19 protein-coding genes and 1 tRNA gene are annotated in these 25,239 nt (G+C 63.5%); 15 read left to right on the top strand and 5 right to left on the bottom strand.

The annotated features are described in order from the left end of the window. Positions 1 to 4 precede the first annotated feature (4 nt). From OVA24_RS21015 to OVA24_RS20965, 11 genes are all read left to right on the top strand, one after another. Positions 5 to 1,789 (top strand): FecR domain-containing protein, encoded by a 1,785-nt coding sequence (locus tag OVA24_RS21015; protein ID WP_267672156.1) that lies wholly within the window; start codon positions 5 to 7, stop codon positions 1,787 to 1,789. Between the two features lie 208 nt (positions 1,790 to 1,997). Further along, positions 1,998 to 5,189 (top strand): efflux RND transporter permease subunit, encoded by a 3,192-nt coding sequence (locus OVA24_RS21010; protein WP_267672154.1) that lies wholly within the window; start codon positions 1,998 to 2,000, stop codon positions 5,187 to 5,189. Next, positions 5,170 to 6,255, top strand: a complete 1,086-nt coding sequence (locus OVA24_RS21005; protein WP_267672153.1) for an efflux RND transporter periplasmic adaptor subunit — start codon at positions 5,170 to 5,172, stop codon at positions 6,253 to 6,255. Before OVA24_RS21010 ends, OVA24_RS21005 begins: the two co-directional genes overlap by 20 nt. A 129-nt stretch (positions 6,256 to 6,384) precedes the next feature. Beyond that, positions 6,385 to 7,533 (top strand): Gfo/Idh/MocA family protein, encoded by a 1,149-nt coding sequence (locus OVA24_RS21000; protein ID WP_267672152.1) that lies wholly within the window; start codon positions 6,385 to 6,387, stop codon positions 7,531 to 7,533. A 20-nt stretch (positions 7,534 to 7,553) separates the two neighbouring features. Then, positions 7,554 to 10,307 (top strand): c-type cytochrome, encoded by a 2,754-nt coding sequence (locus OVA24_RS20995; RefSeq protein ID WP_267672151.1) that lies wholly within the window; start codon positions 7,554 to 7,556, stop codon positions 10,305 to 10,307. Next, the gene (locus OVA24_RS20990) at positions 10,304 to 11,509 is read left to right on the top strand and encodes a Gfo/Idh/MocA family protein (RefSeq protein ID WP_267672149.1); all 1,206 of its coding nucleotides are present in this window, start codon (positions 10,304 to 10,306) and stop codon (positions 11,507 to 11,509) included. Before OVA24_RS20995 ends, OVA24_RS20990 begins: the two co-directional genes overlap by 4 nt. 44 nt (positions 11,510 to 11,553) lie before the next feature. Next, a complete protein-coding gene (locus OVA24_RS20985; protein WP_267672147.1) occupies positions 11,554 to 12,321 on the top strand; it encodes a hypothetical protein in 768 nt (255 codons plus the stop codon). Positions 12,322 to 12,366: 45 nt separating this feature from the next. Further along, on the top strand, positions 12,367 to 13,119 hold the full coding sequence (locus OVA24_RS20980) for a hypothetical protein (protein ID WP_267672146.1): 753 nt from the start codon (positions 12,367 to 12,369) through the stop codon (positions 13,117 to 13,119). 58 nt (positions 13,120 to 13,177) lie between these two features. After that, a complete protein-coding gene (locus OVA24_RS20975; RefSeq protein ID WP_267672144.1) occupies positions 13,178 to 16,591 on the top strand; it encodes a PilW family protein in 3,414 nt (1,137 codons plus the stop codon). Positions 16,592 to 16,603: 12 nt separating this feature from the next. Continuing rightward, entirely contained in the window at positions 16,604 to 17,314 is a 711-nt protein-coding gene (locus OVA24_RS20970; protein ID WP_267672142.1) for a hypothetical protein, read from the top strand. After that, positions 17,311 to 18,267 carry a PulJ/GspJ family protein gene (locus OVA24_RS20965; protein ID WP_267672140.1) on the top strand — a complete coding sequence of 319 codons (957 nt, stop codon included), beginning with the start codon at positions 17,311 to 17,313 and terminating at the stop codon, positions 18,265 to 18,267. The genes OVA24_RS20970 and OVA24_RS20965 overlap by 4 nt, the downstream gene beginning before the upstream one ends. Before the next feature lie 64 nt (positions 18,268 to 18,331). On the opposite strand, the gene OVA24_RS20960 is transcribed toward OVA24_RS20965, so the two are convergent. Further along, a tRNA-Arg gene (locus OVA24_RS20960) sits at positions 18,332 to 18,408 on the bottom strand. Between the two features lie 154 nt (positions 18,409 to 18,562). Between OVA24_RS20960 and OVA24_RS20955 the strand changes: the two genes are divergently transcribed. Continuing rightward, the gene (locus OVA24_RS20955) at positions 18,563 to 19,213 is read left to right on the top strand and encodes a DUF4230 domain-containing protein (protein ID WP_267672138.1); all 651 of its coding nucleotides are present in this window, start codon (positions 18,563 to 18,565) and stop codon (positions 19,211 to 19,213) included. A gap of 13 nt (positions 19,214 to 19,226) precedes the next feature. Here OVA24_RS20955 and OVA24_RS20950 read toward each other — a convergent pair whose 3' ends face one another. Further along, complete coding sequence (locus OVA24_RS20950; protein ID WP_267672136.1) at positions 19,227 to 19,481, bottom strand: hypothetical protein; 255 nt, start codon at positions 19,479 to 19,481, stop codon at positions 19,227 to 19,229. Positions 19,482 to 19,568: 87 nt separating this feature from the next. On the opposite strand from OVA24_RS20950, the gene OVA24_RS20945 reads away from it, so the two are divergent. Both OVA24_RS20945 and OVA24_RS20940 read left to right on the top strand, forming a co-directional pair. Then, entirely contained in the window at positions 19,569 to 20,546 is a 978-nt protein-coding gene (locus tag OVA24_RS20945; protein WP_267672135.1) for a CPBP family intramembrane glutamic endopeptidase, read from the top strand. Continuing rightward, positions 20,533 to 21,285 carry a ComF family protein gene (locus OVA24_RS20940; RefSeq protein WP_267672134.1) on the top strand — a complete coding sequence of 251 codons (753 nt, stop codon included), beginning with the start codon at positions 20,533 to 20,535 and terminating at the stop codon, positions 21,283 to 21,285. Before OVA24_RS20945 ends, OVA24_RS20940 begins: the two co-directional genes overlap by 14 nt. Positions 21,286 to 21,297: 12 nt before the next feature. Here the strand turns inward: OVA24_RS20940 and OVA24_RS20935 are convergent, their stop codons facing one another. Both OVA24_RS20935 and OVA24_RS20930 read right to left on the bottom strand, forming a co-directional pair. Continuing rightward, positions 21,298 to 21,894, bottom strand: a complete 597-nt coding sequence (locus OVA24_RS20935) for a 3-keto-disaccharide hydrolase (RefSeq protein ID WP_267672133.1) — start codon at positions 21,892 to 21,894, stop codon at positions 21,298 to 21,300. Then, the gene (locus OVA24_RS20930; protein ID WP_267672132.1) at positions 21,891 to 22,883 is read right to left on the bottom strand and encodes a CPBP family intramembrane glutamic endopeptidase; all 993 of its coding nucleotides are present in this window, start codon (positions 22,881 to 22,883) and stop codon (positions 21,891 to 21,893) included. Before OVA24_RS20930 ends, OVA24_RS20935 begins: the two co-directional genes overlap by 4 nt. A gap of 102 nt (positions 22,884 to 22,985) precedes the next feature. Here OVA24_RS20930 and OVA24_RS20925 point away from each other — a divergent pair, with 102 nt between their 5' ends. Further along, a complete protein-coding gene (locus tag OVA24_RS20925; protein ID WP_267672131.1) occupies positions 22,986 to 24,782 on the top strand; it encodes an ABC transporter ATP-binding protein in 1,797 nt (598 codons plus the stop codon). Position 24,783: 1 nt separating this feature from the next. Here OVA24_RS20925 and OVA24_RS20920 read toward each other — a convergent pair whose 3' ends face one another. Continuing rightward, complete coding sequence (locus OVA24_RS20920; RefSeq protein WP_267672130.1) at positions 24,784 to 25,188, bottom strand: hypothetical protein; 405 nt, start codon at positions 25,186 to 25,188, stop codon at positions 24,784 to 24,786. Between the last annotated feature and the right edge of the window lie 51 nt (positions 25,189 to 25,239).

The raw sequence follows: 25,239 nt of genomic DNA, 5'->3' as shown, positions 1-25,239 counted from the left end.
TATCATGGAAAGCGAGCAACAACGGTTCGAACGCCTGTGGACGGATTATCTCGAAGGGGATCTGGACGAGCAGGGTGTGGCTGAGCTCCGGGAACTGCTCGCGGAGAACGAAGAGCTGGCCGCACAGGTGGCGCCGCTTTACCAGACCCACCGGTTGCTGGGCTACCTCTACAAGGAGAGCGACGAAGGCAGCGAACGGTTCGTAAAAGCCCTGCGGGAACGTCTGCCGAAGGACGGCGTTTCCTTCACCAGCGAGGTGCTGCGGAAGCAGCGGGAACTGGTTTCCCTGGAGCGCGCTCCCCACGCGATGAAGCCGCGCGGGTCCCGCGGCCTGCGTCTCGTCGTCACCGGTTTGGCGGCGGCGTGTGTGACACTCGCCGCGCTCCTGTTCTGGAGGAATCCGGCGCGTGAGGCGCCGGCGGGGACCGCCGGCACCGCGGTGCCTGAAGTCCGCGTCGTCCGTCTGGCCCATGCCAGGTTCTTCGGTGAGCTGTCGCCGAAGCTTCATTCGTCGATTCCCTACGACAAGGAATACACGCTCATCGCCGGCATGATGGAGCTGAAGTTCCCCAATGGCGCTGAAGCGATCCTGGAGTCTCCCGCCGTGTTCCGGGTGAAGGAAAATGACGTGCTGGTGATGGATACCGGCACCTGCTCCGTGCATGCGCCTCCGGGGGCCGAGGGATTCCGCATCGATACCCCCGGCTCGACGGTGGTTGATCGTGGCACCCGGTTCTCTTTGAAAGTCAACGACTCCAATGAGACGGAGATCCACGTCGTCGAAGGCATCGCGGATGTCTATCCGGCGGTCGATGGGAAGCCGGAAACCTCACCCTCCAACGAGATCCGCCTCACGGAAAAGCAGGCGCTGCTTCTCCGGGATTCCCTCCATCCGGTGACCACGGCTGCGACCTTCGATGCCAGCAAGTACCGCAAGCAGCTCCCTGACCGGATCGTTTCCTACCGGGCTTCATCGGCCGATGACGGTTATGCGGAGGATCTGGCGGATGTGACCGTGCAGCGTGGAGGGGAGGTGATCACTTACCCGGTGGACAAGCTGATCCGGGCGGATGTGGTGTGGTTCAAGGCGGCGGACGAACTTTCCTCCGGCTACATGATGACCGGTCCGAAAACCGCGAGTCCGGCCGGGGCGGCGGATCCGAATGATCCGGCGTGCGCGACCCGTTACGACTACCTGCTCACCACGCCGGGCGGCAGTGTTTCGCCCGCGTCCCTCCTGGCGGACCCCTCCCTGCTCACCGGTGTGATCAACCCCGGCGGATCCGCCACCCCTCTCACGGGGGATCCGGTCATGTTCCGGAACCCGGCCACCGGGGACGACGGGACGCCCGGACTGGCGATCCGCTTCCGCCAGCCTGTGACCAATGGCCCCGGTCCGGATGTGGTGTTTTTCGAAGTCCAGCCGGTGATTTATCCGCCGGAGGGGGATCCTTTCCACGTCAGCCCGCTCAAGTTCAGGGAAGGGCTGCGCAGCCGCACGATCCGGAACTACGATCTCAACCTGCACTCCTCCGAGGCGCTGCGGATCACCGCGCCCTACGTCCATTTCTCCGAAAACAAGGTCGCGAATTCGCTCGAGGATCTGGACTCGATGAAGCTGCTCGCCCGTCCGACGAAGCTCGTCTATCGGGCCGTCGCGGTGGGGATCGATCTTTCGGATCTTGGCTACGCACAGGGTGAAAAGGTGGATGGCCTGTTCTTCCAGGACATGATGGATGACCGGTTCCAGATTGATCCGGTGTTCATCGGCGGCCTGCCACCGAACTGAAGCCCGCGTCCGGAGATTCCGGAAATGTCCCCTATTTCCCCGATGGGGGTAACCGCCGTGGGTCTGGTGCCATTCCGTGGGCGTCTCCCGCAATGGTCGCATGATCGGAAGCAGTGGGGGGCACCACCTGCGAGCCGTTGTGACCACCCGCGTCATGGGGATTCCTCCGGCTCGGCCAACGCTGACCCCATATCCCTGACCATCGCCCATGTGGATTGTTCGTTTTGCCCTCCGCTACCGCTACACGATTGGCGTTTTCGCGATCCTGATCATGCTCTTCGGCATCCTGTCGGTGAGGAGGATGTCAACCGACATCCTGCCAACGGTGGAGAGCCCCCAGATCACCCTCGTGTGGACCTACAACGGCCTCAACGCGAAGGAAATGGCGCTGAAGGTCACCTCTTTCTCGGAGATCGTCACCATCAACAACGTCGATGACCTGCTGGAGGTCCGCTCCGAGACCTCGAACGGAATCGGCCTCGTGAAGATGGTTTTCCAGCCCTACGTCAACATCGAGATGGCGATGACACAGGTCACCGCCGTCTCGCAGACCATCCTCCGGCGCATGCCGCAGGGCACTACCCCGCCGCTCATCGTCCAGAGCAGCCCCTCCAGCGTGCCCATCCTCCAGTTGATCGTCTCATCGGACACGCAGACCGACGGGCAGCTCTATGACTACGCGCGCCTGGCGCTGCGGGCGCAGATCCAGGGCATTCCCGGCGTGCGCATGTCGCTGCCCTACGGTGGCGCGGCGCGGCAGGTGATGATCGAACTGATCCCGGAGGCACTGAACGCGTTCGGCCTCTCCCCGGCGGACATCAACCGCGCGCTTGGCACCCAGAATCTCACGCTCCCGTCCGGAATGCTGAGGGAAGGGGAGCGGGAGCTTCCCGTGTCCATCAACGCCAGCCCGGAATCCGTGGAAGCGTTTCTCGATCTGCCCATCCGTGAGATCGACGGGCGTGTCATCCTCCTCCGGGACGTGGCCCACGCGCGGGACGGTGAGGCCATCTCCACCAATGTCGTGCGGCTCAACGGCCAGAACGCGGTGATGGTATCCGTGCTGAAGCTCGGCAAGGCGTCCACCGTGGACATCGTCAACGGCATCCTCGCCCGCATGCCGAACATCCAGGCGGCGGCTCCGCCGGGACTGCGCGTGGAACCGCTCTTCGACCAGTCCGTCTTCGTCAATGCGGCGGTTGGCACCGTGCTGCATGAGATCGTCCTCGTCGGCTCTCTTGTCGCGCTGGTGGTCATCCTGTTCCTCGGCTCATGGCGGTCCACGCTCATCGTCCTCTGCTCCATTCCGCTGGCGTTGCTCTGCTCCATCCTCGGCCTGTATCTCATCGGCGCGACGTTCAACCTCATGACCCTGGGCGGGCTTGCGCTCGCCATCGGGATCCTCGTGGACAACGCGCTGGTGGAGATTGAGAACACCAAGCGCCAGATCGCGCTCGGGAAGCCAGTGCAACAGGCAGTCGTCGACAGCGCGAGGGAGGTCGCTTTCCCCGAGTTCGTCTCCACCACGGGCATCTGCATCGTCTTCATGCCCATCTTCATGCTTTCCGGGACCGCGGCCTATGTCTTCAAGCCGCTGGCCCTCGCCGTGATCTTCGCGATGATCGCCAGCTACGTGCTTTCCCGTACCTTGGTGCCGACGCTGGCCTCGATGATGATGCCATCCGAGGTGGAGGCCGAAAAGAAGCCTCCGGGATTCATCCGCCGGCTGCACCATGGGGTCGAGCATCTGCTCGACAAGGTTGCCCGTGTGCAGGCAGGCATCCTCCATTTCTTCCTCCGCAGGGGCTTCGTGTTGATCTTGCTCGTCCTCGCAGTGCTCGGCGTGGGCGGCGGGTCCGCGAAGTTCCTCGGCAGGGAGTTCTTTCCAGTGACGGATGCCGGGCTGATGAGCCTTTTCCTGCGCATGCCATCCGGCACCCGGCTGGAGGAGACCGGGCGGCGCTTCGCGGATGTGCACCGGGAGATCCGCAGGATCATCCCGGAGGAGGAACTCCTGTTCGTGGCGGAGAACGTCGGCCAGCCATCCTCCATCAACCAGGCGTGGGTGCCCAGCACCGCCGTCGGCACGTTCGATGGTGAGATCCTCGTGCAGCTCGCACCGGGCCACAAGCCGACGGCGGAATACATGGCCAAGGTCCGCACCATGTTGGCGGAGAAGTTCCCGGATGTGAAAGGGTTCTTCCGCCCGGCGGACGCAACGAGCCAGACGCTGTCGTCGGGCGCCGCCACGACGTTCGAGATCCGCTTCATTGGCAGGGATGTCAAAGGGAACCTCGTGCTGGCGAACCAACTGGTGGAGCGCTTTTCGAAAGTCCCCGGAGCGGTGGATGTGACATTCCGTGAGGTCCTGGACCTGCCGGAATTCTACCTGGAGGTGGACCGCATCCGCGCCGCCCAACTGGGGGTCACCCAGCAGGATGCGGTGAGCGGACTCCTTTCCTTTCTCGGTTCCGGGGCAAGTGTCTCCACCAGCTTCTGGGCGGATCCGGCGACGGGTTCGTCCTACGATGTGCAGGTGCTCGCCCCACCGAAAGCAGTCGAGGCAGCTCCCCGGCTCCTCGACATCCCGGTGAAGCCTTCCGGCGGCGGGGAGGCGGTATTGCTCGGTGCCTTCGCCAGGATCGGGGAGCGGAAAAGCTCGGCCAGCATCTCGCGGACGACGTTGCTGCCGACCTTCACCGTCGTCGGAAATGTCCAGGGGCGGGATCTCGGAGCCGTTGCCGATGACCTCGAATCGATCCTGTCCGGCCTCCGTCCCGAATTGAAACCGAACAACCGCATCGAGCTTGTCGGCCAGGCCGCGCTGATGCGCTCCGCCTACAGCGAACTGATCGGCGGCCTCGGTCTGGCGGCGGTGCTGGTGTTTCTGGTCATGGTGGTGAACTTCCAGTCCTGGAGCATGCCGTTCATCGCCATCTCCGGCCTGCCGGTCTCCATCTCCGGTGCGTTGTTCGGCCTTTGGGTGACAGGGACTCCGCTGAGCGTGCCCGCGCTGATGGGTGTCATCATGGTGGTTGGCGTCTCGACGGCCAACAGCGTGCTTGTCACCTCCTTCGCGCGTGACCGGTTGGCGGACGGCGTCGGTGGAGTCTCCGCCGCCCTGGAGGCCGCCACCACCCGCCTGCGTCCGGTGATGATGACCGCCTCGGCGATGATCCTCGGCGTGGTTCCCATGGCCATCGGGGCCGGTGAGGGGGGCGAGCAGAACGCCCCGCTGGGCCGCGCGGTCATCGGTGGCCTCCTGTTCGGCACCGTGGCATCCCTGTTTCTCGTGCCTGTTGTCTTCGCCTGGGCGAAGGGTCGCGCCAAAGCGGCCGCGCCGGCCACCAACGAATCCACCCCCATCCTTCTCGACGACCATGAACCGGAGCTTTCCTGAAGTCATTCTCAGCATCACATTGTTTGCCACCACCCTCCATGCCGGGGAGGTGGTGAAAGTCCGCACGGCGAAACCGGAGGCGGCCCCTGCTGAGCAACCACTCAAGGCGACGGGGCGGACGGCGCCCGGCCAGGAAGCGGTGTTGTACGCCCGTGCGACCGGCACCCTATCAGAGCGGAAAGTGGACATCGGCGACCGAGTGAAGGAAGGGGATGTCCTCGCCGTCATCTCCGCTCCGGAGATCCCCCATGAGATTGAAGCTGCAAAGGCCCGCGTGGAACAGACGGAGGCCCGCAAGGAACTGGCCGGGCTTCTTCTGGAGAGGGGCGAAACCCTCGCCGCGAGCAATGCCTTCTCCAAGGAGGATCTCGACGAGCGGAGGTCCGGCACCCGGACCGCCACCGCGGATCTTCTCTCCGCACGTGCGGAGCTGGGCCGTCTGGAAGAACTGCAGAGGTTTCTTGTCATCCGTGCGCCATTCGATGGAACCATCACCGCCCGCCGTGTCGATGTGGGCGACCAGATCAAGGGTGATGCGAATTCCGGAGACGGGTGGTTGTTCCGGATCGCCCGGTTGGATGATCTGAGGATGATCCTCCACGCTCCTCCTGCGACCGCCCTTCAGCTCAAACCGGGCGGGGAAGCGGAGATCTCCTTCGCGGATCTGCCAGGCAGGACCTTTCCGGGAAAAGTCGTCCGTTCGAGCGGTGTCATCGACGCCGGCTCCGGGACGATGCGTGTGGAACTGCAGGTGCCGAACCCCGATTTCGTACTGCCCGCCGGACTTTCGGGGATGGCTGGATTCATCACGAAGTCGGATTTCCCCATTCTGATGGTGCCGTCCAATGCGGTTCTCATCCGTGGTGGGGTCGCGAACCTCGCGGTCATCGAGGCGGGCAAGGTGAGGTTTCTCCCGGTCAAGCCCGGCCGCACACTGGGAGCGAAGACCGAGATCCTTTCCGGTCTGAGTCCGGAAAAGGAGGTTGTCCTCAGCCCCAACGCCCTGTTGCAGGACGGCGACGCGGTGGAGGTCACCGCGATGGAGCAGGTGAAATCAAGTTCCTGATAGACCCCGGGGCGGCGGATTCCGGGGAAAAACATCAAATTTTCACGTGGAAGGTAACCAATGTGAATTTTCTGCCATCTCCCCTATAGGCCGCACCTTTCCGACGGACGGCGAAAGCTCACAGAACCCATGAACAGACGGGACTTCGTCAAAAATTCGGCATTGAGTGCCGGTGCAATCGCCGCGTCAGGATTCCTGGCGGAGCGCGCGGCCGCCGCATCTGGTGGCAAGCCCGCGAAAATCAAAATCGCCCAGCTCGGCGTCGGCCATGCGCACGCCTCGGAGCGCATGAAGTCCCTGGCAAGCCTCCCGGATGACTTCGAGATCGTCGGTGTGGTGGCTGAGCGGACCGACTCGACGGAGATCAGCCGCGGCGGAAAAGGTTCCAAGACCTACTCCGGGCTGAAGTGGATGACGGAGGAGGAGCTGCTGGCGACCCCCGACCTCCAGGCGGTGATGGTGGAAACCGCCAACCGCGACCTGGTTCCCGCGGCCACCCGCTGCATGGAAAAGGGGCTGGCCATCTGCATGGACAAGCCGGGCGGTGAGAACTTGGAGGACTACCGGAAGCTGCTCGATGGCTGCCGGGACAAAAAGCTGCCCTTCCAGATCGCCTACATGCTGCGGACCAATCCCGGCATCCAGTTCATCCGCAAAGCCGTCAGCGAAGGCTGGCTGGGGGATATCCATGAGATCCAGGCCAGCATGAGCCATGACTACAGCGATGAGGCGTATCTCCGCTATCTGGGCGATTTCTCCGGCGGAACGATGTTCCTCCTTGGTTGCCACCACATCGACTGGATCACCTCCTTGCTGGGCCGTCCCGGGAATGTGACCGCTTTCATGGGATCGACCAAGGAAGCCGCTGGAAAGGGCAGGAACAACTGCCTGGCGGTGCTGGAGTACGCCCACACGATCGCCTCCATCCATGTCAGCGATTCGGAGGTGGAGGGACTGAGCAACCGGCGCATCAAGGTTTCCGGAAACAAAGGGACCATCGAGCTGAGTCCTGTCGAGCGCTTCGGCGCGCCCCACCTCCTGAAGCTCCGGCTGAAGGAAAAGGCCGGCACCTATGCGAAGGGGACCCATACCGTGGACCTCGGTATCCGCAAGGACCGCTACGTGGACCAGTTGAAGGAATTCGGAGCCATCGTGCGTGGGGAGATCGGGAACCCTTTCAGCTACGGCCACGACCTGCTGGTCCAGGAGATCCTCCTTTCCGCCGCAGGATACACCAAGTGGGGCACCCCGGCCCCTGCCCCGCAAGCCCACCAATGACCGGACACCACCGCACCCCGATGTCCCGCACCCTTTCCAGGATTTCCCACACGTTCCAAATGCTCGAAGGCTCCCGCAGATTCTCCCGTTTCGGTTTGTTCCTGATCTCTTCCGGTCTCGGATTACAGGTCGGCGCGGTTTGCGCCCAGACGGGTGAGGACATCACTTCCGGAAACCTGTCCGCTCCGGGTGACTGGGCTCCCTGGCTTGAGAAGGACTTCCCTTTCTTCTCCTCCGTGCTCGACGCGCGTGCCGTCGGTGGTGCGTTTCCGAAGAACAACCTCGTGCCGCGCGCACTGATCCTGAACCTGGGGCAGGACGTGTGGGCCGCTTATGACACGGACCTCCTCAGGATTGCGCTGGTGTGGAAAGGGGAGGCGGGCAAGGCGGCGGTGACCGATGAGTCGATGTCCACCATCTCCTACATCAACGCCACCCAGAAGGTGGACAAAGGGCAGAAGGACGCACCGAAGCCCATCGGCACGCCATTCCTGGCCAACGGGATCTATGAGGGCTGGAAGGTGGTCGCCGGCTCCGGTGAAAAGCTCGTCTTCTCCGATCCCAGGAAACCCGGTCCGACGAAACATGAGGTGGGCAAAGGTCCGTTGCCGGAGGATCAGGCGGGATTGCGTCGTGTCCGCTTCCCGGATCATGGGAGTGCGCGGCTGAGCCATGACATCCATGGCACCGAAGTCACCGAAACCCTGAGCCTGTCGGAAGAAAAGGGTGGCACATTTCTCGTGCGGAAGTTCGAACTCGCACCGCATGCCCGGGACTTCGCGGTGGCGCTGTCCGCCGCGGTGGATGGCTCGGCGGCTCCCGGGAAGATCACCTCCTCCGACGGGAAGGAACTGGCGGTCCGCGAGCATGGAGGGGTGCGGTATCTCGTCATCCCGGCAACAAAGGAAGCCGTCACCATCCAGGTGGCATTCCCCGCTCCTGCGGCCGCCGCTGCCAAGGCGGCTTCCGCGAAGCGCCCCGCCGCCTGGACGGGGAAAGTCACGACTTCCGGCACGCTTTCAGCAAAACCGGATCTCTATGTTTTCGATGACATCCCGCTGCCGCTCGACAACCCGTGGAAGCGCAACCCGCGACTCGCTGACATCGCCTTCCTCAATGACAAAGGAGACGCCGCGGCGGTCACCTTCGATGGTGACGTGTGGCTCATCTCCGGCCTCAAGGGCGACCTGGAGAAAGTGGAGTGGAAACGCTTCACCTCCGGCCTCCATGAGCCGTTGAGCATCGTCCACCGCAACCTGCCGGGGATGGACGCCGGTCTGTTCGTTTTCGACCGCAACGGCATCTGGCGGATCCTGGACCACAACGGCGACGGGGTGGCGGACGAGCACCAGCTTTTCTCCAACCGATTCGGCCAGACGGCGGAAACGCGCGAGTATGCGAACTCCATGGAACTCGCTCCGGATGGTTCCTTCGTCATCAGCAAGGGCGGCCAGCGCGGCCCGACGCTCGCCCAGGACAGTGGCAAGGTGCTGCGGGTCCATGCGGATGGGAAGAAGGTGGAGACGCTGGGCTGGGGTCTGCGGCAGCCGTTCGTCGGCGTGCATCCGGTCACCGGTCTCGTCACCGCCAGCGACCAGGAGGGATTCTACGTCCCCTCCACTCCGGTCCACATCATCCGGGACAATCTCTACTACGGCTATCTGGCGGACATGCTGCCGAAGGAGAAATACCCCGCGCCCATCACGGACCCGGCTGTCTGGATTCCGCATCCGGTCAACCCCAGCGCCGTCACCCAGGTCTGGGCGAACGATCCGCGCTTCGGCCCGCTGGATGGCGAGTGTATCCTCATCGGCTTCAACCGTCCGGAGCTTTTCCAGATCCTCTTCAGCGATCGATTCACCAAACCCCAGGGCGCGGCGATCTCGATCTCCCGCGACCTGGAGTTCGCTCCGCTCAACGGCACGATGAATCCCGCGGACGGCCAACTCTACGTCACCGGCTTCCAGAACTTCGGGACCACCGCCACGCGCGTCAGCGGCTTGGCGAGGCTCCGTCACACGAAGAACGCCGGGGCGGTGCTGAAGGAATGCACGGCGACCCAGGAAGGAGTTCTGCTGGAGTTCGACGTGCCCCTCGACGAAGAGTCACTCTCCTCCCCGGATGTTTTCAGCGTGGAGCGGTGGAACTACCGCAGGACGTCGAAGTACGGCTCCCCGCACCTGAAGCTGGATGGCAAGCCGGGCAGCGAGTGGATGACGGCCAGCAGCGTGTATCTTTCCCAGGACCGCAAGTCGGTGTTCGTCGGCCTGCCGGACATGAAGGACGGCGTCATGCAGATGCGCCTCGGCTGGGGCATCAAGTCGGCGGATCAGGCATCCCTGACCCACAGCGTGTATTTCACCCCGTACGAGCTGGCGGCCTTTGATCCGGTCAAGGAAGGCTTCGGCTCGATCAAGGTCGATCTCACCCCGCGCAAGGCGAAGGTGGCGAAGGAGGAGAAGCCTTCCGCCAGTGAAGGGAAGCGCCTGTACGAGATGACCGGCTGCATGGCCTGCCACAGCATCGACGGCAGCGGGCGTGAAGGGAAGGTCGGGCCCACGTGGAAGGGGCTCTATGGACGCGAGCGCGTCCTGACGGACAACAGCAAGGTCAAGGTCGGGAACGACTACCTGCGCGAATCCATCCTCAACCCGAGCGCGAAGGTTCCCAAGGAGTTCAAGAACATCGAGGCAGGCATGCCCATTTATGAAGGCATCCTGAGCGACCCGCAGATCGAATCACTGATCCTCTTCATCAAGAGCCTGGAGAAATGAAACGCAGATCCTTCCTTTCCACCACAGTGGCCGCGGGGGTTGGCACCGCCCTGGCCAGGGGAGGGGCCGTGCCCGCCCGCCGCCCCACGGTCGGGATCATCGGCCACACGGGCAGGGGGGACTACGGACACGGTATCGACACCGGATGGCTCAACGTGCCTGAGACGGAGATCGTCGCCGTGGCGGATGCGCATGAAAAAGGACTGGAGGCCGCCTTGAAGCGGTTGGGTGTGGAGCGCGGATTCACCGACTACCGGGAGATGCTGCGGACCGTGCGGCCGGAGCTGGTCGCCATCGGCCCCCGCCACATCGACCAGCACCGTGACATGCTTATGGCCGCCATCGGGTCCGGGGCGAAGGGCATCTACATGGAAAAGCCGTTCTGCCGGGACCTGGCGGAGTGTGATGAAGTCATCGCCGCGCTGGAGGAGAGCGGGACCAAGCTCACCATCTCCCACCGCACCGGCTACCACCCTGCGGTTCCGGCGATCAAGCAAGCCATCGAATCCGGCGGGATCGGCAAGGTCCTGGAAATCCGGATGCGCGGGAAAGAGGACAAGCGGGGCGGTGTGCAGGACTTCTGGGTCCTGGGCACCCATCTCCTGAACCTCTCGGTGATCTTCGCCGGAAAGCCCACGGCCTGCCATGCCACCCTCCTCCAGAACGGTCGTCCGGTCACCAAGTCGGACCTCATCGAAGGCCAGGAAGGCATCGGCCCCATCGCCGGTGACGAGATCCACGTCCGGTATGAGACGGAGAGCGGCATCCCGGTATTCTACGACGGCTTGCGGGAAGCGAATGTGAAGGAAGCGAGTTTCGGCATGCAGATCATCGGCAACGACGGCCTGATCGACATCCGCTGTTCCGTGGAGGACTACCCGGAATCCCAGCCGCTCGCCCACCTTGTTCCAGGTTGCCCGCATGCGCCGCCCGCAGGTCCCCGTGAGTGGATTCCCATCACCAGCGCGGGCGTGGGGAAGCCGGAACCCGTCAACGGGATCCTCAAACTCATCCGCGGTCACCGCAAGCCCATCACCGACCTCCTCGCCGCCATCGATGAAGACCGCCAGCCGTTGTGCGGCGCGCCGGATGGCCGTCTGGCCATCGAGATGGTCGTCGCCGCCTTCGAGTCCCATCGCCGCAACGGCGCGCGGGTCACGTTCCCCCTCACCGAGAAAAGAAACCCCCTCTACCTGCTCTGAGCATTCTGCCGCCAGGCAAAATTCACAAACCCCAACCGATGAAAATGAACCGCATTCTGAAACCGATCGTCGCATCGTTCGCGCTCGCTTCCGTGGCCTCCGGAGCGATCACCTGGAACACGCCCCAGGACATCGCCAACGACGTCACCCAGATCTCCACCACCGGCAGCCTGGTGTATGCCTACAGTTTCTCGAATGTGAACACGGGGTCCACGACCATCAACACGGTCGCTTTCTCCAACACGAACACGACCTCCGTGGCCGGGGCCTACAGTGTGGCCTTCCTGTCTCCCAGCACCACGATCACCGTCGGCACCGATGTATCCCTTGCCTCGGGGGCATACAACGGGCTGGATGGTTCCTACAAGAGTCTCATCGGCCGGGAGATCCGGACCGGGGGCGGGACCACCGGAGGGCCCAGCAGCGGGGGTGTCGGCGCGGCGGATGACGCCTACTACAACGGATACCGCGTGACATTGAACGGCCTCACGGATGGCGCGGCCTACCAGGTCCAGATCTGGCTGAACGACAGCCGGAACACGAACACCGCCTACCTCGGCTTCGGCCACCTGGATGGAAGTGTCTTGGTCGACTACAACACGAGCGATGCGGCCGGAGGCATCGGCCAGTATGTGGTAGGCGAGTTCGTGGCCACCGGAACTTCCCAGACGTTCGATTTCACCACCGCGGCTGCCGAAGTGAACAACGTCGCGCTGCTAAACGCATTCCAGGTCCGTCAGGTGCCGGAGCCTTCCGCCGCCATTTTCGGCCTCCTCGGGCTGTCCTGCCTCGCCTTCCGCCGCCGCCATTGAGCGGTCGCTCCCTTTCTCCCCAAACACATAAAAATAAAGCCTCAGATGAAAATCAGAACCGCAGTCCTGTCCGCCTGTCTCCTGTCGCTCGCATCCGTTTCCCAAGGTGCGATCACCTGGCAATCCGCGCAGAACATCACCGGTGATTCCAATGTCTCCACCAACGGAACCTCCCTTTACGCCTACAACTTCACTACGGCGGCCGGCACCACGACGGTGAACGGGGTGGGGTTCACCAACTCCAACACGTTCTCGGTGACGGGGGCGTACACCTTCGACTTTCTGAGCCCCAGCACGGGCCGGGCGACCGCCTCTGACTCCAGTTTCAACGGAGGGCAGTTCAGTGCATTGAGCAGTTCCTACCAGGCTCTGCTCGGTCAATCCATCCGCTCCACGGGCGGGTCGGGCGCGGGCGCCGCCAATGACTCGGCGTTCAATGCCTACGCGCTCACCCTGAGCGGTCTGACGGCTGGGAGCGTCTATGAGGTCCAGGTCTGGATCAGCGACAGCCGGAACCTTGATCCCGCGCTTCTGGGCCTCGGGCACCTCGACCGTGGGGCCGGTGGTCCACTTGTGGACTACAATGTCGGGAACGCGGCGGGAAATCTGGGCCAGTATGTGGTCGGGACGTTCACCGCGACCGGCACCAGCGAGGATTTCGTTTTCGATGCCTTTGCCGCACCCACTGCCAACGTCGCCCTGCTGAATGCCTTCCAGGTCCGTGCCATTCCCGAACCTTCCGCAGCCCTCCTCGCGGCAGCCGGATTGTTCGCTGGGATTTCCCGGCGCCGCAGATAGCCGGTCCCACCCCGCCAAAGGGAGATTTTGGTAAAACCCGATCTGATCGAAATTCCCCATGCAACACGCCGCCAAACCCAAAGGCGCCCCGCATCCCGGCTTCGCACTCGTCACCGTCATCACCCTGATGGCGTTGCTCGCCGTGCTGGTGATGGGGGTGCTTTCGTTGAGCGCGGTCACCATACGGTCGTCCCAGCAAGGCCATGCGATGTCCGTGGCCCAGGCGAACGCACGGCTGGCACTCTCCATCGCCCTCGCGGACCTGCAGAAGCATGCCGGACCGGACCAGAGGGTCACCGGACGGGCGGACGTCACCGACAGCTCCGTCGCGAATCCGATGTGGACCGCGGTGTGGGATTCGGAAGGTGGGGATCCGGTCTATCTGGTCAGCGGGAACAGCTCCGGGAAAGGAGGGGCGTCAGTCCACCTGCCCGGCAAGCAGTTGGCCAAGGAGGATGGCAGCCTGCTCTTTGGAGCGGAGCTTCCCGCGGAGCGGCAGGTGTTCGCTCCCACGGTGCATCTCAACGGGGAGGAAAAAGGAAGCTATGCTTTCTGGGTTGCGGATGAAGGGGTGAAAGCCCGCATCGACCTGAAGAATCCGTACAGGAACGCAAGCGGGGACAGGGAACTGTATCTCGCGGCGGGGGTCGCCCAGAGCAACTCCATCGGTCATGCTTCCTCGGATCTGAAAAGAAACTGGCCGGGGGATGATTCGAAGTTCGGCCATCTTCTTTCCCTGGAGCAGGCGGGGTTGCTGGATCTAGGGATCCCGGACTTCCACCGCCAGTATTTCCATGATCTCACCGCCCACAGCCGCGGTCTGCTGACGGATGCGAAGAAAGGCGGGCTGAAACGGGATCTCACCCTCGCTTTCGAGAACGAGGGTGTGTTCGAGCGTTGGTTCGGGCGCAAGCAGGCCACCCAGACTACACCCGCGGCAAGCGTCACCGGAGTCGTCGTGACCACGGAGGGCGGCTACCAGCATACCGTCGGCGGTCAGGGGCCCTCCTCGGAGAAGTTCTACATCTCTGATGAGTTCAGGAACTACCGGAACAAGGACTCCGGCCCGAACTGGGGCATCCTCTGCCACTACTACAACCTCTACAAGCAGGTGGAGACCCAGGCGGATTCGTTCCCGTTCATCCTGCCCCATCCTCCGGCGAACATCCAGGCGCGCCGCAGCAGTTGGGATCCCTATACCGAATACATCGACACGTCCGGCTCGCTGGATCCCATCTATACTTCCGATCTCCAGCACAACAACAACTACGTTGCCCCCGTCCCGGGCCGGTTCCAGGTGGCTTACCGACTCAAGTCGAGACTCGTCGGGGTCCGTCCGGACGGCCAGCGTTCCTACTCCATCATCCTCGAGTTCAAGCCGGTCATCGGCATCTGGAATCCCTACAACGTCACCTTCCGCCATCACCGCTACCGGGTGGAGTGGGAGATGTCCCCGATCCTGAAGGTCGAGATCGACGACCGGACGACATTCCCCGGCGGACCGTTCAACATGGAGGTGGACATGACCGGCTGGTATGGCCGCTCCGACGACAGCGACCTGCTCACCTTCTTCACGAATGAAGTCGATCTCCGGCCCGGGGAACTGAGGATTTTCTCCCTGAAGGAGGAAGCCACCATCCCATCGCGGAACTTCCGTGGGGGTGCCTCCGCGTCGCTGAACTACACCCTGGAGTCCGCGTGGGGGGAGGATGGATATTTCCAGATGGCGCTGCCCCGGCAGGCGAGCTCGCCGCCCGCCGTGAATGCAAAGTTCCAGAGGCTGGACGTCGCCGGATCCGCGAGGATTCGTGTCATTTCGCTGTCGCTCAGCGACCAGACTTACAACCAACGGGGCTGGACGGACACCTCGGGGAACTGGTTCAGCTTCAAGCCCGGCACCGGCATGGTCGGCACCTCCCGTTCGACCAGCATCTGGCAGCCGGAAGCCCCGCTGATGGCGCCGGAGCCGATCGAGGATATCCCGCCGATGCCCGCGGAGAGCCTCCGGAATGCAAGCCAACCCCTCGGTTCATGGGTGTTCTCCCTTCGCTCCACCGAGGGCGAGCCCGGCCAGAACATCCGCAACCTGATCGACTCCAACGTCAGGGCCGCCAACATGAACAGCCGCTGGGACGGATCCCACGGCGGCATGGGGATGAATGTCGTCAGCCCGTTCAGGGGTGAGGGTCCGAACGGCCGCGGCCTCCTCATGGCGGGCGTTCCACCGGAGCCTCCGTCGGACGTCTTCCGCTATGCCATGTGGCATGGCGACGGACGCCAGCCCTACGTCGCCTGCTTCGACCTGCCCCACTCCAGGCCGTTGTCGCTCGGGCAGTTCCAGCACGCGGTGCTCGCGCGCTACAACCACGAGCCCAGCTTTGTTGTCGGAAATTCCTACGCGGACATCCGTGTTCCGCTGGACCAGAAGGTGAACACCCGCTTCCTCGGTCCTGACGGCGGGAACGGGGATGTCGGATTGCGGACCTTTGACATCTCCTATCTGGTCAACGAGCAGATCTGGGACCGCTATTTCCTTTCAGGCCTGTCCGCGGACGACAGGCTGCTTTCCGCCAGCGATTTCAGGAAAATCGCACGGGATGAGATCTCCGCCCCGAACGCGCGGGTGAAACTCCTCGACGCCCATCTGGAGAAGAAGGACGTCCTCGATCCCGGAAATGAAAAGGCGTCGGATGAAATCGCCGGGCATCTGGCGATCGATGGGGCGTTCAACGTGAACTCCACCTCGGTGCCTGCATGGCGTGCGGTGCTGGCCGGCATGGCGGATCTGAAGCTGCCGGTCTTTGATCCCGCGACGAATACAAGGAACTGGGAGAAGTCCGACGGCGTGGTGTTCAGCCGCTTTTCGAACAACCCGGGTGGACAGGGAGATGTCTGGAAGGGGTTCCAGAAACTCGACGACGACCAGTTGGACGCCCTTTCCCGGGAGATCGTCAACCAGGTGCGGGCACGCGGTCCTTTCCGGAGCATGGGGGACTTCGTCAACCGTTCGCTGAAGGAAGCCGGTGGCACCCCGGCCAGCGATGAATACAAGGGGCCGGACATCCGGTTGAGCGGTGCCTTGCAGACGGCGCTGGATAGCGGGGAAGCCGGGGTGAACTCACGGTTCGCCGGGTTCGCGGGCAAAGCTGCCGATCTCCAGGGCCAGCATTTCGAAAGGATCCTCGGCAGCCAGTCGAAGGGTGCGGGCTATGCCGGATTCATCCTCCAGGGAGACATCCTCCAGGCACTGGCTCCGGTGCTGGCCGTGCGCTCGGACACCTTCACCATCCGCACCACCGGCACCGCGAGGGACCGCCATGGAAAGATCACCGCCCAGGCATGGTGTGAGGCCGTGGTCCAGCGCGTGCCGGAGCCCATGGACCCGTCCGTGGACCTGGCGGACAACGACCGCAGGTTCGGAAGAAAGTTCGTGCTGACGGGGTTCCGTTGGCTCCGCCGTGACGAAATCTAACCCACTGTCCCCATGAAATCATTGATCAGATCATTCATCCACGGAGGGCTCGCGGCGCTGCTGCTGCTCTCCGGAATGGCCGCCGCGCAGGAGGAGGAAGCTCTCAAGGCCCAGATCGTCACGCTGAGCTGGAAAGGGAAAGTGGATGCCCTTTGGTTCGCCACCAAGGACGGGCCGAAGACGCTGGAAGCCTATGAGCGGGGATTCACCGCGGCGGAAAGCTATGTCGGCCCGCGGCGGATCGCCTTCCACAGGGCCCGCGGCGAGCTGGACCTGCCGCCGGACAAGCGGCCGCAGCCGGTTGCCGTCGCCACCTTGCCCGCGGACGGCGGCGAGGTCCTCCTCATCTTCGTGGAGAACCCCGCCAGCCCGGCCTCCTGGAGGGTCGAGGTGATGGACAACTCCATCACGAACCTCCCGGCTGGCGGCTACCGGGTGGTGAACATGACCAAGGAGGTCTATTCCGCCGCGTTCGACCGGGATGTGATTTCCATCAAGGCATCCGGAACCACCATCGTCCGGCCCGCGAAGCGCAATGACGTCCGTGACCTGCCGGTTCAGATCGCGAAAGGAAAGCAGCTCGTCTACAGCTCCATCTGGGGCCACCGGGAGAGCCAGCGCGGCACTGTCTTCCTGATGCCAGGCAAAACGGAGAAGGATTTCCTCACGATCCGCCGCTACTTCCAGCCGGTGCTGCAACCTGAAACCGCCGGGAATCCATGATCCTGCCGGATGCCATGCAGCGTGGTGGTGGCGCGGGAACCCGCAAGGGCTTCACCCTTGTCGAGCTGATGGCCGCCATGTCCGTCACCAGCCTCATCGTCGTCGTGATGGTGTCGGTCTCCGGTGTCGCACTGGACACCTGGAGCCGCAGCCGCTCCGAGGTCCGCGCTTCGCAACAGGCGAAGGCGATGACGGAAGCGATGAGCCGTGACCTGGACGCGCTGGTGATGCGGGATGGGAATGCCTTCCAGTGGCTTTTCGCCGAGGCCAAGGTGCCGGATGAAGGTCCGAATGGCGCGAGCCTGAGCCCGAACGCCGCGCGCCTCATTTTCTTCTCCGCCGCCATGGACCGGTACGATGGGAAGCCGGGCGTCCCCGGTGCGCGCAAGGAAGGAAACATCTCCACCATCGCTTATGAACTCCAGTACAGGGATCCCACCGTCGGCGGCCGCGACGGGGATCTCGCGTCCTTCGTCCTCAACCGGAAGATCGTGAACCCGGACGACACCTTCAAGGATCTGCTCGGCAGGACGGACCTGCCGGAGGCGTTCCAGGGCCATGCCGGCAGGATGGGGGATCTGCAGAACTTCGTCTGCGAGAATGTCTACCAGTTCACCGTCACCTTTCATGTCGATGTGGTGGACCGGGCGAAGAAGAAGCGGACGCTCCAGATCCCCGTCCAGGTCGGTCGTAGCGGCGGACCGGCGTCAGTTCCCGAGTTCGGCGTGTTCGGCAACAGGCTCGAAGCCGGAATCTCTTCCAGGGGGGATGTCAGCGCCGAAGCGTTTGCCGCGGGAACGCTCTCTGGTGTTTCCATCTCCATGACCATCCTCACCGACTTCGGGATCGAGCAGATGAGGCGCCGCGGGTTCCTTTCCGTGGATGAACGGATCAGCTTCGTGCAGAAGAACTCTTATCAGTATTCCAAGTTCATCGCCGTTTCCCGGGGTTGAGTCTTGGCAGGGTGAGGAAAACAAAAAACCCTGCAACTCGTGTCGAATTGCAGGGCGGAAAGAGTGGCGCACTCGTAGGGACTCGAACCCCAAACCTTCTGATCCGTAGTCAGACGCTCTATCCAATTGAGCTACGAGTGCGTTGCGGTAAGCGCGGGCCGGAAAGAAGCCCGGTTTTCGGCCGGGTGTCAAGAATTTCGGAAAGGATTTTTCGGAAATTGCCGATGGTTGCCCGGCGGCGGGGAGAGGGGAAAATAGACAGTTGGCGGATGGCGGGGGCGTTATAGAGTCTGACATGCCCCACCGCGTCGAGATGTGGAAGACGATCCGCCGGTTGGTGACCGTGGTGGCGGTCATCGCGGGGGCGTATTTCCTGGTGGTCATGCCCATCACCCGGGCGGTATCCGGGACGAAGGCGAGCCTCCAGCGGAATCTGGAGACGGTGCTGGGGGCCGTCACCAACCAGGACACGCGGATCGTGGAGGGGCGGGCGGAGATCGTGGAGACCACGGAAATTTCGGAGCTTTCCCTGCTGGAGATGCGGATGAGCGCGACGCGGACGATCGAGCGGAGCGAGAAGTTCGCGGTGCTGCCGCTGGGGACGAAGAAGCTGATCGTCCGCGGCCACTATCAGGTGAAGGGCGGCTATCGCCTGACGCCGGGTGTTTCCCTGCGGATGGACCGTGGCAGGCCGGTGGCGGCCTTCCCGAAGCCGGAGATCCTTTCGGTGGAGTTGGTGGACTTCGACGTGCTGAGCGAGGAGAGCGGCTGGCTGAACAAGGTCCAGCCCGCGGACCGCGCTCAGATCCTGCGGGAACTGCGGGAGCAGATGCGTGAAGAGGCCCGGCACAGCGGCATGCTGGAAACGGTGGAGTCCACCCTGCGGACCCGGTTGCGGGATCTGATGGGGGTGGATGATGTGTCCGTGGAGCAGCAGATTCCCTGAAAAAGCGGACGGGTCAGTTCTCCGGCGGCTCGTCACCCAGGATCCGGTCGATCTCCGCGACGCGTTCCCATGGCACGCGCTTGCGCTGGTATTTCCGCCAGACGATGTCGCGCAGCTCGCGCCAGACTTCCTCCGGAACTTCCTCCAGGGTGTTCCAGAGCGGCTCGTGCTTGAGGGTGGTGATGATGGTCCACTTATCGGCGTGCCAGGTGGCGCGGTAGAAGCGTTTGCCCTCATCCGTGCGCTCGTTCCATTCGTGGGCTTCCATGGCGGGAGAGTCAGGAGCGGGGGCGGGGGATGCAAGATTCAATAGGGAAGGCTTCCATTTTTACGGGAATCCGGCAGTCTCCGCGATGTGAGAGGTGGCGCCGTCCGCGATGTGCTGAAAGTCTGGATCTATGCCGCGGCCGTGGTGGCTGCGGGGGCATGGGTGTCCCCTGTCCTCTATGACGCGGGGAAGGCGCTGGGGGAAATCACCTCCGTGAAGCGGACCAACGGCTTTCTGGAATGGATGGGGCGCATCTGCGAGGGCGCGGACTTCCGGATGTTTTTCCTGGTCTCTGTCATCGGTATGGCGCTGGTGCTTTTCATTCCGTTCGCGGAGTGGTTGTCGATGAAGCGGGAGGCGCGGGGCAGGGAGACCGGCCAGCCGCTGCAGGCGAAGAGGGGAGGGGTGCTGGAGTGGGGGACGGGGCTGCTGCTGGCGGCTGGGCTGTTCCTGCTGATGGGGTATGGTCTGGTGGCGACGGGGTCCTTCGTGTGGGAGGGGCCGCCAAAGGAGCCGCTGAGGCTGCTGCAGGGTGCGCTGCCTTGGTTGGTCGCCGGTGTCGTGCTCCAGGAGTGGTTGTTCCGTGGCGTGGCGCTGGGCATTTTCCTGCGGGCGATGAAACCCATCGCCGCCATTTCCATGGCTGCGGTCCTGTTCACGGTGGTGGCGTTCCTCTCTCCTCCGGCGGATCTGCGGATCGCGGATCCGGATGCCTCCGGTGTGGGGTTCGAGCTGTTGGGGCTGATGGCCCGCAGGTTGGCGGATCCGGCGGTCCTGTTGGGGAATGTCCTGCCACTGCTGGCGGCGGGCTGGGTGCTGGGCTACGCGCGGTGGCGCACCGCCTCCCTGTGGCTGCCGGTGGGGCTGCAGATGGGATGGATCCTGGCGAATGTCCTGTTCCAGGCGGCGACCAGGCCGGTCCCGCGGGTGGATCCGCTGGCCCGCCTGATGGCGGGGGATTCCCTCATGCACGGCTTCATTCCGCTGGCCGGTGTGCTGGTGGTCGGGGCGTTGGTTTATTTCGTCACGGACCCAAAGGAGGAGACGCTGGATGGCGGGGCCTGAGTCGCGGCGGCGGGCGGCGTGGTGGTTCGGGCACGTGCTGGACTGGCTGTATCCCTCCGTCTGCGCCGTCTGCGATGAGGTCCAGCGCGGAGGCCGGGCGCTGTGCGGAGCGTGTGACGCGGAGCTGCCCAGGCTGGTGCCGCCGTTCTGCTCCCGTTGCGGGGAGCATTTCGAAGGCAGCATCGACGGGGAGTTCACCTGTCCGAACTGCAGTAACCTGAAGTTTTCCTTCGAGTTCGCCCGTCCTGCCATGATGTTGGACGAGCGCACCCGTACGATGATCCACCGGCTCAAATACGGCAGGGGCATCCATCTGGCGGCGGAGCTGGGCAGGCTGGCGGCCGAGGGGCTGGAGGATCCCCGGTTCCAGAGGGCGCTGGAGGAAAAATGGCCGCTCGTCCCCGTGCCGCTCCACGCCCGCAGGCAGGCGTGGCGTCACTTCAACCAGGCGGAGGAGATCGCCCGCGCCGTGGGGAAGATCTCCGGTCTGCCGGTACTGCGGGCGCTGAGACGGGTGCGCATGACCGAGGCCCAGACCCACCTCACCCGCGCCCAGCGTCTCAAGAATCTCCGAGGGGCCTTCGACGTCCGGGGGGGCGGTGCGGACTGGCCGCGGAAGGAGGGGGCGATCCTGGTGGATGACGTGTTCACCACGGGCTCCACGGTGGATGCCTGCGCGAAAGCGCTCCGGAAGGCCGGCTTCAGGAGCGTTCTCGTTCTGACCGTGATGCGCGGCTGACCGCGCCGCCGCTCACAGTTCCTCGACGGACAGGTTGCGGAACTCCACCTTCATCAGCGTGCCGCCGTGGACCTGCAGGCCGATGGGGCCCTTCTCGCTGGCACTCTCGGAGGTGTATTCGCTCACCTTTTTGCCATTGATCTCGACGGTGTAGACCTGGCCTTTGGCGGTGATTTTCATCTTGTTCCACTCACCGGCCTTCATTGCTTCTTCGACTCCTTCGGCCTGGATCGGGTAGCCCTTCTTCGCGCCGATGTAGGGGGAGCCGGTGAGGTCGATCTTCTTCGAGCCCGACACGCCGATCTGGATCTGGTCGCTGGAGTTGCGGAGGAAGACTCCGGAGTCCACGCGCTCGTCGGTGACGTTCTTGCTGGTGTAGCGGAACTCAAGCTCGATGGTGAAGTCCTTGTATTCCTTGGTGGTCCAGAGGTTGGATCCCTTCTTCTTGTGCTCGGAGTTGTCGCTTTCGCCCACGAGAACGCCTTCCTTCACCGTCCAATAGGGGCCGCCCTCGACTTTCCAGCCTTCCAGGGACTTGCCGTCGAAGATGGCTTGCGGGGCTGCGTGCAGGGATGCCGCGGCGAGAAGGGAGAAGAGGAGGGTTTTCATATGGTTTGTCGGTTACGTGGGCCATCATCCCCGCCTTTCGTGCGGCGCAAAGTGAAATGACAGATCATGGCGGTAACCAGAAGGGTAGCCAGGGGCAGCAGGCCGGAACGCAGGCTGTCACCGATCCAGAGCGGGCGCAGCGGGGACTCCAGTTCGATATGGACCATGTTGAAGCTCTTGAAGGCGAAGATCCATCCGGCATGCAGGCCGATGGGGAACCACAGGGAACCGGTGCGCAGCCGGGTCGCTCCCAGGATAAGGCCGACGGTGAACAGTGCCAGGAACTCCGCGGCGATGAACCGTGGGTCCAGGAAATGTCCGAAGATGAGACCGAGCATCCGGAAGCCTGCGAGTGGAGCCGCCGGATCCGCGATGTCCGAGCCATCCGGTGGAGCCAGGAAATGGACGAAGGCGAAGATGAATGAAACGGTGAGCAGGGCTCTCCTGGGGCGGAGAATGCGCAGCCAGATGCCCAGCAGCAGCCCGCGGAACAGCCATTCCTCGATCACCGCGGCGAAGAACGCGGGGGCCAGCGCCTTGGAAATGATCCGGGACAGGCTGGCGGGATCCGGGTCCGCGGCGAATGCTCCGGCCATCCGCAGCGCGCCCCCCAGCAGCCACAGCATGCCAGCGGCGAGGACGATGGCGGATGCCAGATGGACCAGCCGGGTTTTCCACGGCATGCGTTGCGGCGCGTCCGGCGGTGCCGCCGCCCGGGATTGGTTCCGGATCCTTCTCATCCGGATGATCAGCCACGGCAGCAGCAACAGAACCGCCGCGTAGAGCGAGCGTGAGAAATACGTTCCCAGATCCGCACGTTCCGCCGACCTGCCGATGGATTCCCAGATCGGGGCGAGTTCCCGGCCGGCGGCGTGGGCGGCGAGGGCTTGCCCCGCGGCGTAAATCCATGGAAAGAGGCCTGCGGCGAGCACGATGGTTCCGATGAGCCACACAACGACGGCACCCGCTTCGGATTTCAGGAAACGCATGGTGCGGGATGATTCGGGGTGCGTGGGCGGATTGTCCAGCACGGGGATGCGGAAACGCGCTTGCCGTGAGGGGGTAAGCCGGAGAGGCTGCGGGGCCGCCCGTTGAAAAAGTTCCTTCCATACTACCGCCACCTGCTGCCCGTGAAGTGGATCTTCGCCGGTGGCGTGATCGCGGGCCTGATCTACGCGCTTGCTTCGGGCGCGGGATTGCCGCTGATGACCAAGGTCGTCTTTCCCATCCTTTTCCGTACCGAAGAGGACAAGGGGACCAGTTGGTGGCAGCTCTGGCTCGAGTCGAAGCTGGTCGGAGTCGAGCAGAACCAGTTGCTCCTGCTGACCTGTCTCTGGATCCCGCTCATTTTCCTCATCCGGGCGTTGGCCGGTTACACCAACTCCGTGTTGATCAACTACGTTGGTCTGCGGGTTTCGGAAGGCATCCGGACCGACCTTTTCGTCAAGCTGCAGTCCCTCCCCCTCTCGTTTTTCAAATCCAACCGCTCCGGGGACCTGCTCGCCCGTCTGATGAGCGACACGGAGCTGCTCCGCCAGGTGCTCGCCCAGACATCGAGCGATCTGATCAAGCAGCCTGCCACACTCATCGCGGCGGTTTCGGTCCTGGCGAGCCAGGCGTTCACGGACAAGCGGTTCGCCCCCGCGATCATCGCCCTCCTCAGCGTGCCACTGTGCGTCACGGTCATCCGTGGGATCGGCAAGAAACTCGCCCGGCGCGCGAGGCAACTCCAATACAAAGGGGGGGATCTGACCGCCACCCTGTCCGAGAGTCTGCAGGCACCGCTGGAGATCCGTGCATACAACCTGCAACAGCGCCAGACATCCATTTTCCGCGACAAGGTGCGCAAGATGCTAGGACTCAGCATGAAGGTGGTGCGCTACCGTCAGGCCATCTCACCTTCGATCGAGGTGGTGGCAGCGGCCGGTTTTGCCTTCGCCCTCTATTTCGGGGTCAAGAGCGGCATGACCCTCAAGGATTTCACCTTTCTGGGAATGACCCTCTATATGGCCTATGAGCCGGTGAAAAAGCTGGGGATGATCCATTCCCTGTTCAAGCAGGGTGAGGCGGCGGTGGAGCGGATCGAGCACATCCTGCACGAGCCGGACCGTCTTCCGGAATCCCCTTCGCCATCCCGGCTCGGACGGCCCAGGCAGAGCATCCGTTTCGAGGATGTCTCATTCGCCTACAAGGAAGAACGGGTGCTCAGCCACATCGATGTCGAGGTGCCCATCGGCCAGGTGGTTGCGCTTGTCGGCCCCAGTGGTGCCGGAAAGTCCACCTTCGCCCACCTGGTCCCGCGGTTCTATGATCCGGTTGAAGGGCGCATCACCCTTGATGGCGTTGATATCCGCGAATATGCGAAAAAAGACCTCCGTTCCCAGATCGCGGTGGTGCCGCAGATGCCCGCTCTCTTCTCCGGAACCATCGCGGAAAACATCCGGGTCGGCAGGCTGGATGCGACGGATGAGGAGGTGATGGAAGCGGCCAAAAAGGCCTTCGCCCACGACTTCATCGTCGCCCAGGAACACGGATATCAGGCGGAAGTGGGGGAGCGTGGCGAACTCGTCTCAGGCGGCCAGCGGCAGCGCATCGCCATCGCCCGCGCGTTCCTGCGCGACGCGCCGATCCTCATTCTCGATGAGGCGACCAGCGCGCTGGATTCCGAAAGCGAGCATAAGGTCCAGCAGGCGCTCGCCGAGCTGGTGAAAGGCCGCGCCACCTTCATCATCGCCCACCGCTTCAGCACCATTACCATTGCGGACAGGATCCTGGTCTTCCAGAAAGGCCGCATCGTTGCGGATGGCAGCCATGAGAATTTGCTGCAGGCGGATGACCCGACCTACCGCTCGATGATCAACAGCCAGTTGATGGTGGACGCCGTCTGAATCAGGGCGGAAGGCGGAAGTGCTTTTTCTCGGAAGCGGGGAAAGTCGGATCCGCCACCAGTGTGCCGGGCGGCAGGTTCCGCACATCCACCACCTTGTCATTGAAGGGGCTGAAGACGAAGCCGGGCTTGCCCTCGACGACCTTCGCAACGGGGATGCCGTCAACGGCAGGCCGGGAAGGGGCAGGGGTGTCGCCGGGATCTGACGCCGTATCCGCTCCGGGGGCGGAGTTCTCCGCCTGGGCCGGTGGTGTTGTCGGTGCTGTCTCCGCCACCGGTTCGATCTTGTTTGGCGCCGGAGTCTTCCGTTCCGCTGTCGGTGCGGCGGGAGGGATGGCCTGCTCCTGTTTCTCGCAGGATGCGAATGCGGCGGCGGCCAAAGGCATGAGGAGCCATTTCTTCTTCATACTCCCATATCAGTCAGGAGTTTGTGGAAGAGTCAACGCGGAACGGGCGGA

Origin of the sequence: Luteolibacter sp. SL250 (genome assembly GCF_026625605.1) — a bacterium.
GTDB lineage: Bacteria > Verrucomicrobiota > Verrucomicrobiia > Verrucomicrobiales > Akkermansiaceae > Luteolibacter.
The sequence above is the reverse complement of the archived record's forward strand: the minus strand, read 5'-3'. Positions and strand labels throughout refer to the sequence as shown.

What these genes read in the sequence shown, in the direction of transcription:
- OVA24_RS21015 (WP_267672156.1), top strand. Translation starts at nt 5, where the DNA reads ATGGAAAGCGAGCAACAACGGTTCGAACGCCTGTGGACGGATTATCTC.
- OVA24_RS21010 (WP_267672154.1), top strand. Translation starts at nt 1,998, where the DNA reads ATGTGGATTGTTCGTTTTGCCCTCCGCTACCGCTACACGATTGGCGTT.
- OVA24_RS21005 (WP_267672153.1), top strand. Translation starts at nt 5,170, where the DNA reads ATGAACCGGAGCTTTCCTGAAGTCATTCTCAGCATCACATTGTTTGCC.
- OVA24_RS21000 (WP_267672152.1), top strand. Translation starts at nt 6,385, where the DNA reads ATGAACAGACGGGACTTCGTCAAAAATTCGGCATTGAGTGCCGGTGCA.
- OVA24_RS20995 (WP_267672151.1), top strand. Translation starts at nt 7,554, where the DNA reads ATGTCCCGCACCCTTTCCAGGATTTCCCACACGTTCCAAATGCTCGAA.
- OVA24_RS20990 (WP_267672149.1), top strand. Translation starts at nt 10,304, where the DNA reads ATGAAACGCAGATCCTTCCTTTCCACCACAGTGGCCGCGGGGGTTGGC.
- OVA24_RS20985 (WP_267672147.1), top strand. Translation starts at nt 11,554, where the DNA reads ATGAACCGCATTCTGAAACCGATCGTCGCATCGTTCGCGCTCGCTTCC.
- OVA24_RS20980 (WP_267672146.1), top strand. Translation starts at nt 12,367, where the DNA reads ATGAAAATCAGAACCGCAGTCCTGTCCGCCTGTCTCCTGTCGCTCGCA.
- OVA24_RS20975 (WP_267672144.1), top strand. Translation starts at nt 13,178, where the DNA reads ATGCAACACGCCGCCAAACCCAAAGGCGCCCCGCATCCCGGCTTCGCA.
- OVA24_RS20970 (WP_267672142.1), top strand. Translation starts at nt 16,604, where the DNA reads ATGAAATCATTGATCAGATCATTCATCCACGGAGGGCTCGCGGCGCTG.
- OVA24_RS20965 (WP_267672140.1), top strand. Translation starts at nt 17,311, where the DNA reads ATGATCCTGCCGGATGCCATGCAGCGTGGTGGTGGCGCGGGAACCCGC.
- OVA24_RS20955 (WP_267672138.1), top strand. Translation starts at nt 18,563, where the DNA reads ATGCCCCACCGCGTCGAGATGTGGAAGACGATCCGCCGGTTGGTGACC.
- OVA24_RS20950 (WP_267672136.1), bottom strand. Translation starts at nt 19,481, where the DNA reads ATGGAAGCCCACGAATGGAACGAGCGCACGGATGAGGGCAAACGCTTC.
- OVA24_RS20940 (WP_267672134.1), top strand. Translation starts at nt 20,533, where the DNA reads ATGGCGGGGCCTGAGTCGCGGCGGCGGGCGGCGTGGTGGTTCGGGCAC.
- OVA24_RS20935 (WP_267672133.1), bottom strand. Translation starts at nt 21,894, where the DNA reads ATGAAAACCCTCCTCTTCTCCCTTCTCGCCGCGGCATCCCTGCACGCA.
- OVA24_RS20930 (WP_267672132.1), bottom strand. Translation starts at nt 22,883, where the DNA reads ATGCGTTTCCTGAAATCCGAAGCGGGTGCCGTCGTTGTGTGGCTCATC.
- OVA24_RS20920 (WP_267672130.1), bottom strand. Translation starts at nt 25,188, where the DNA reads ATGAAGAAGAAATGGCTCCTCATGCCTTTGGCCGCCGCCGCATTCGCA.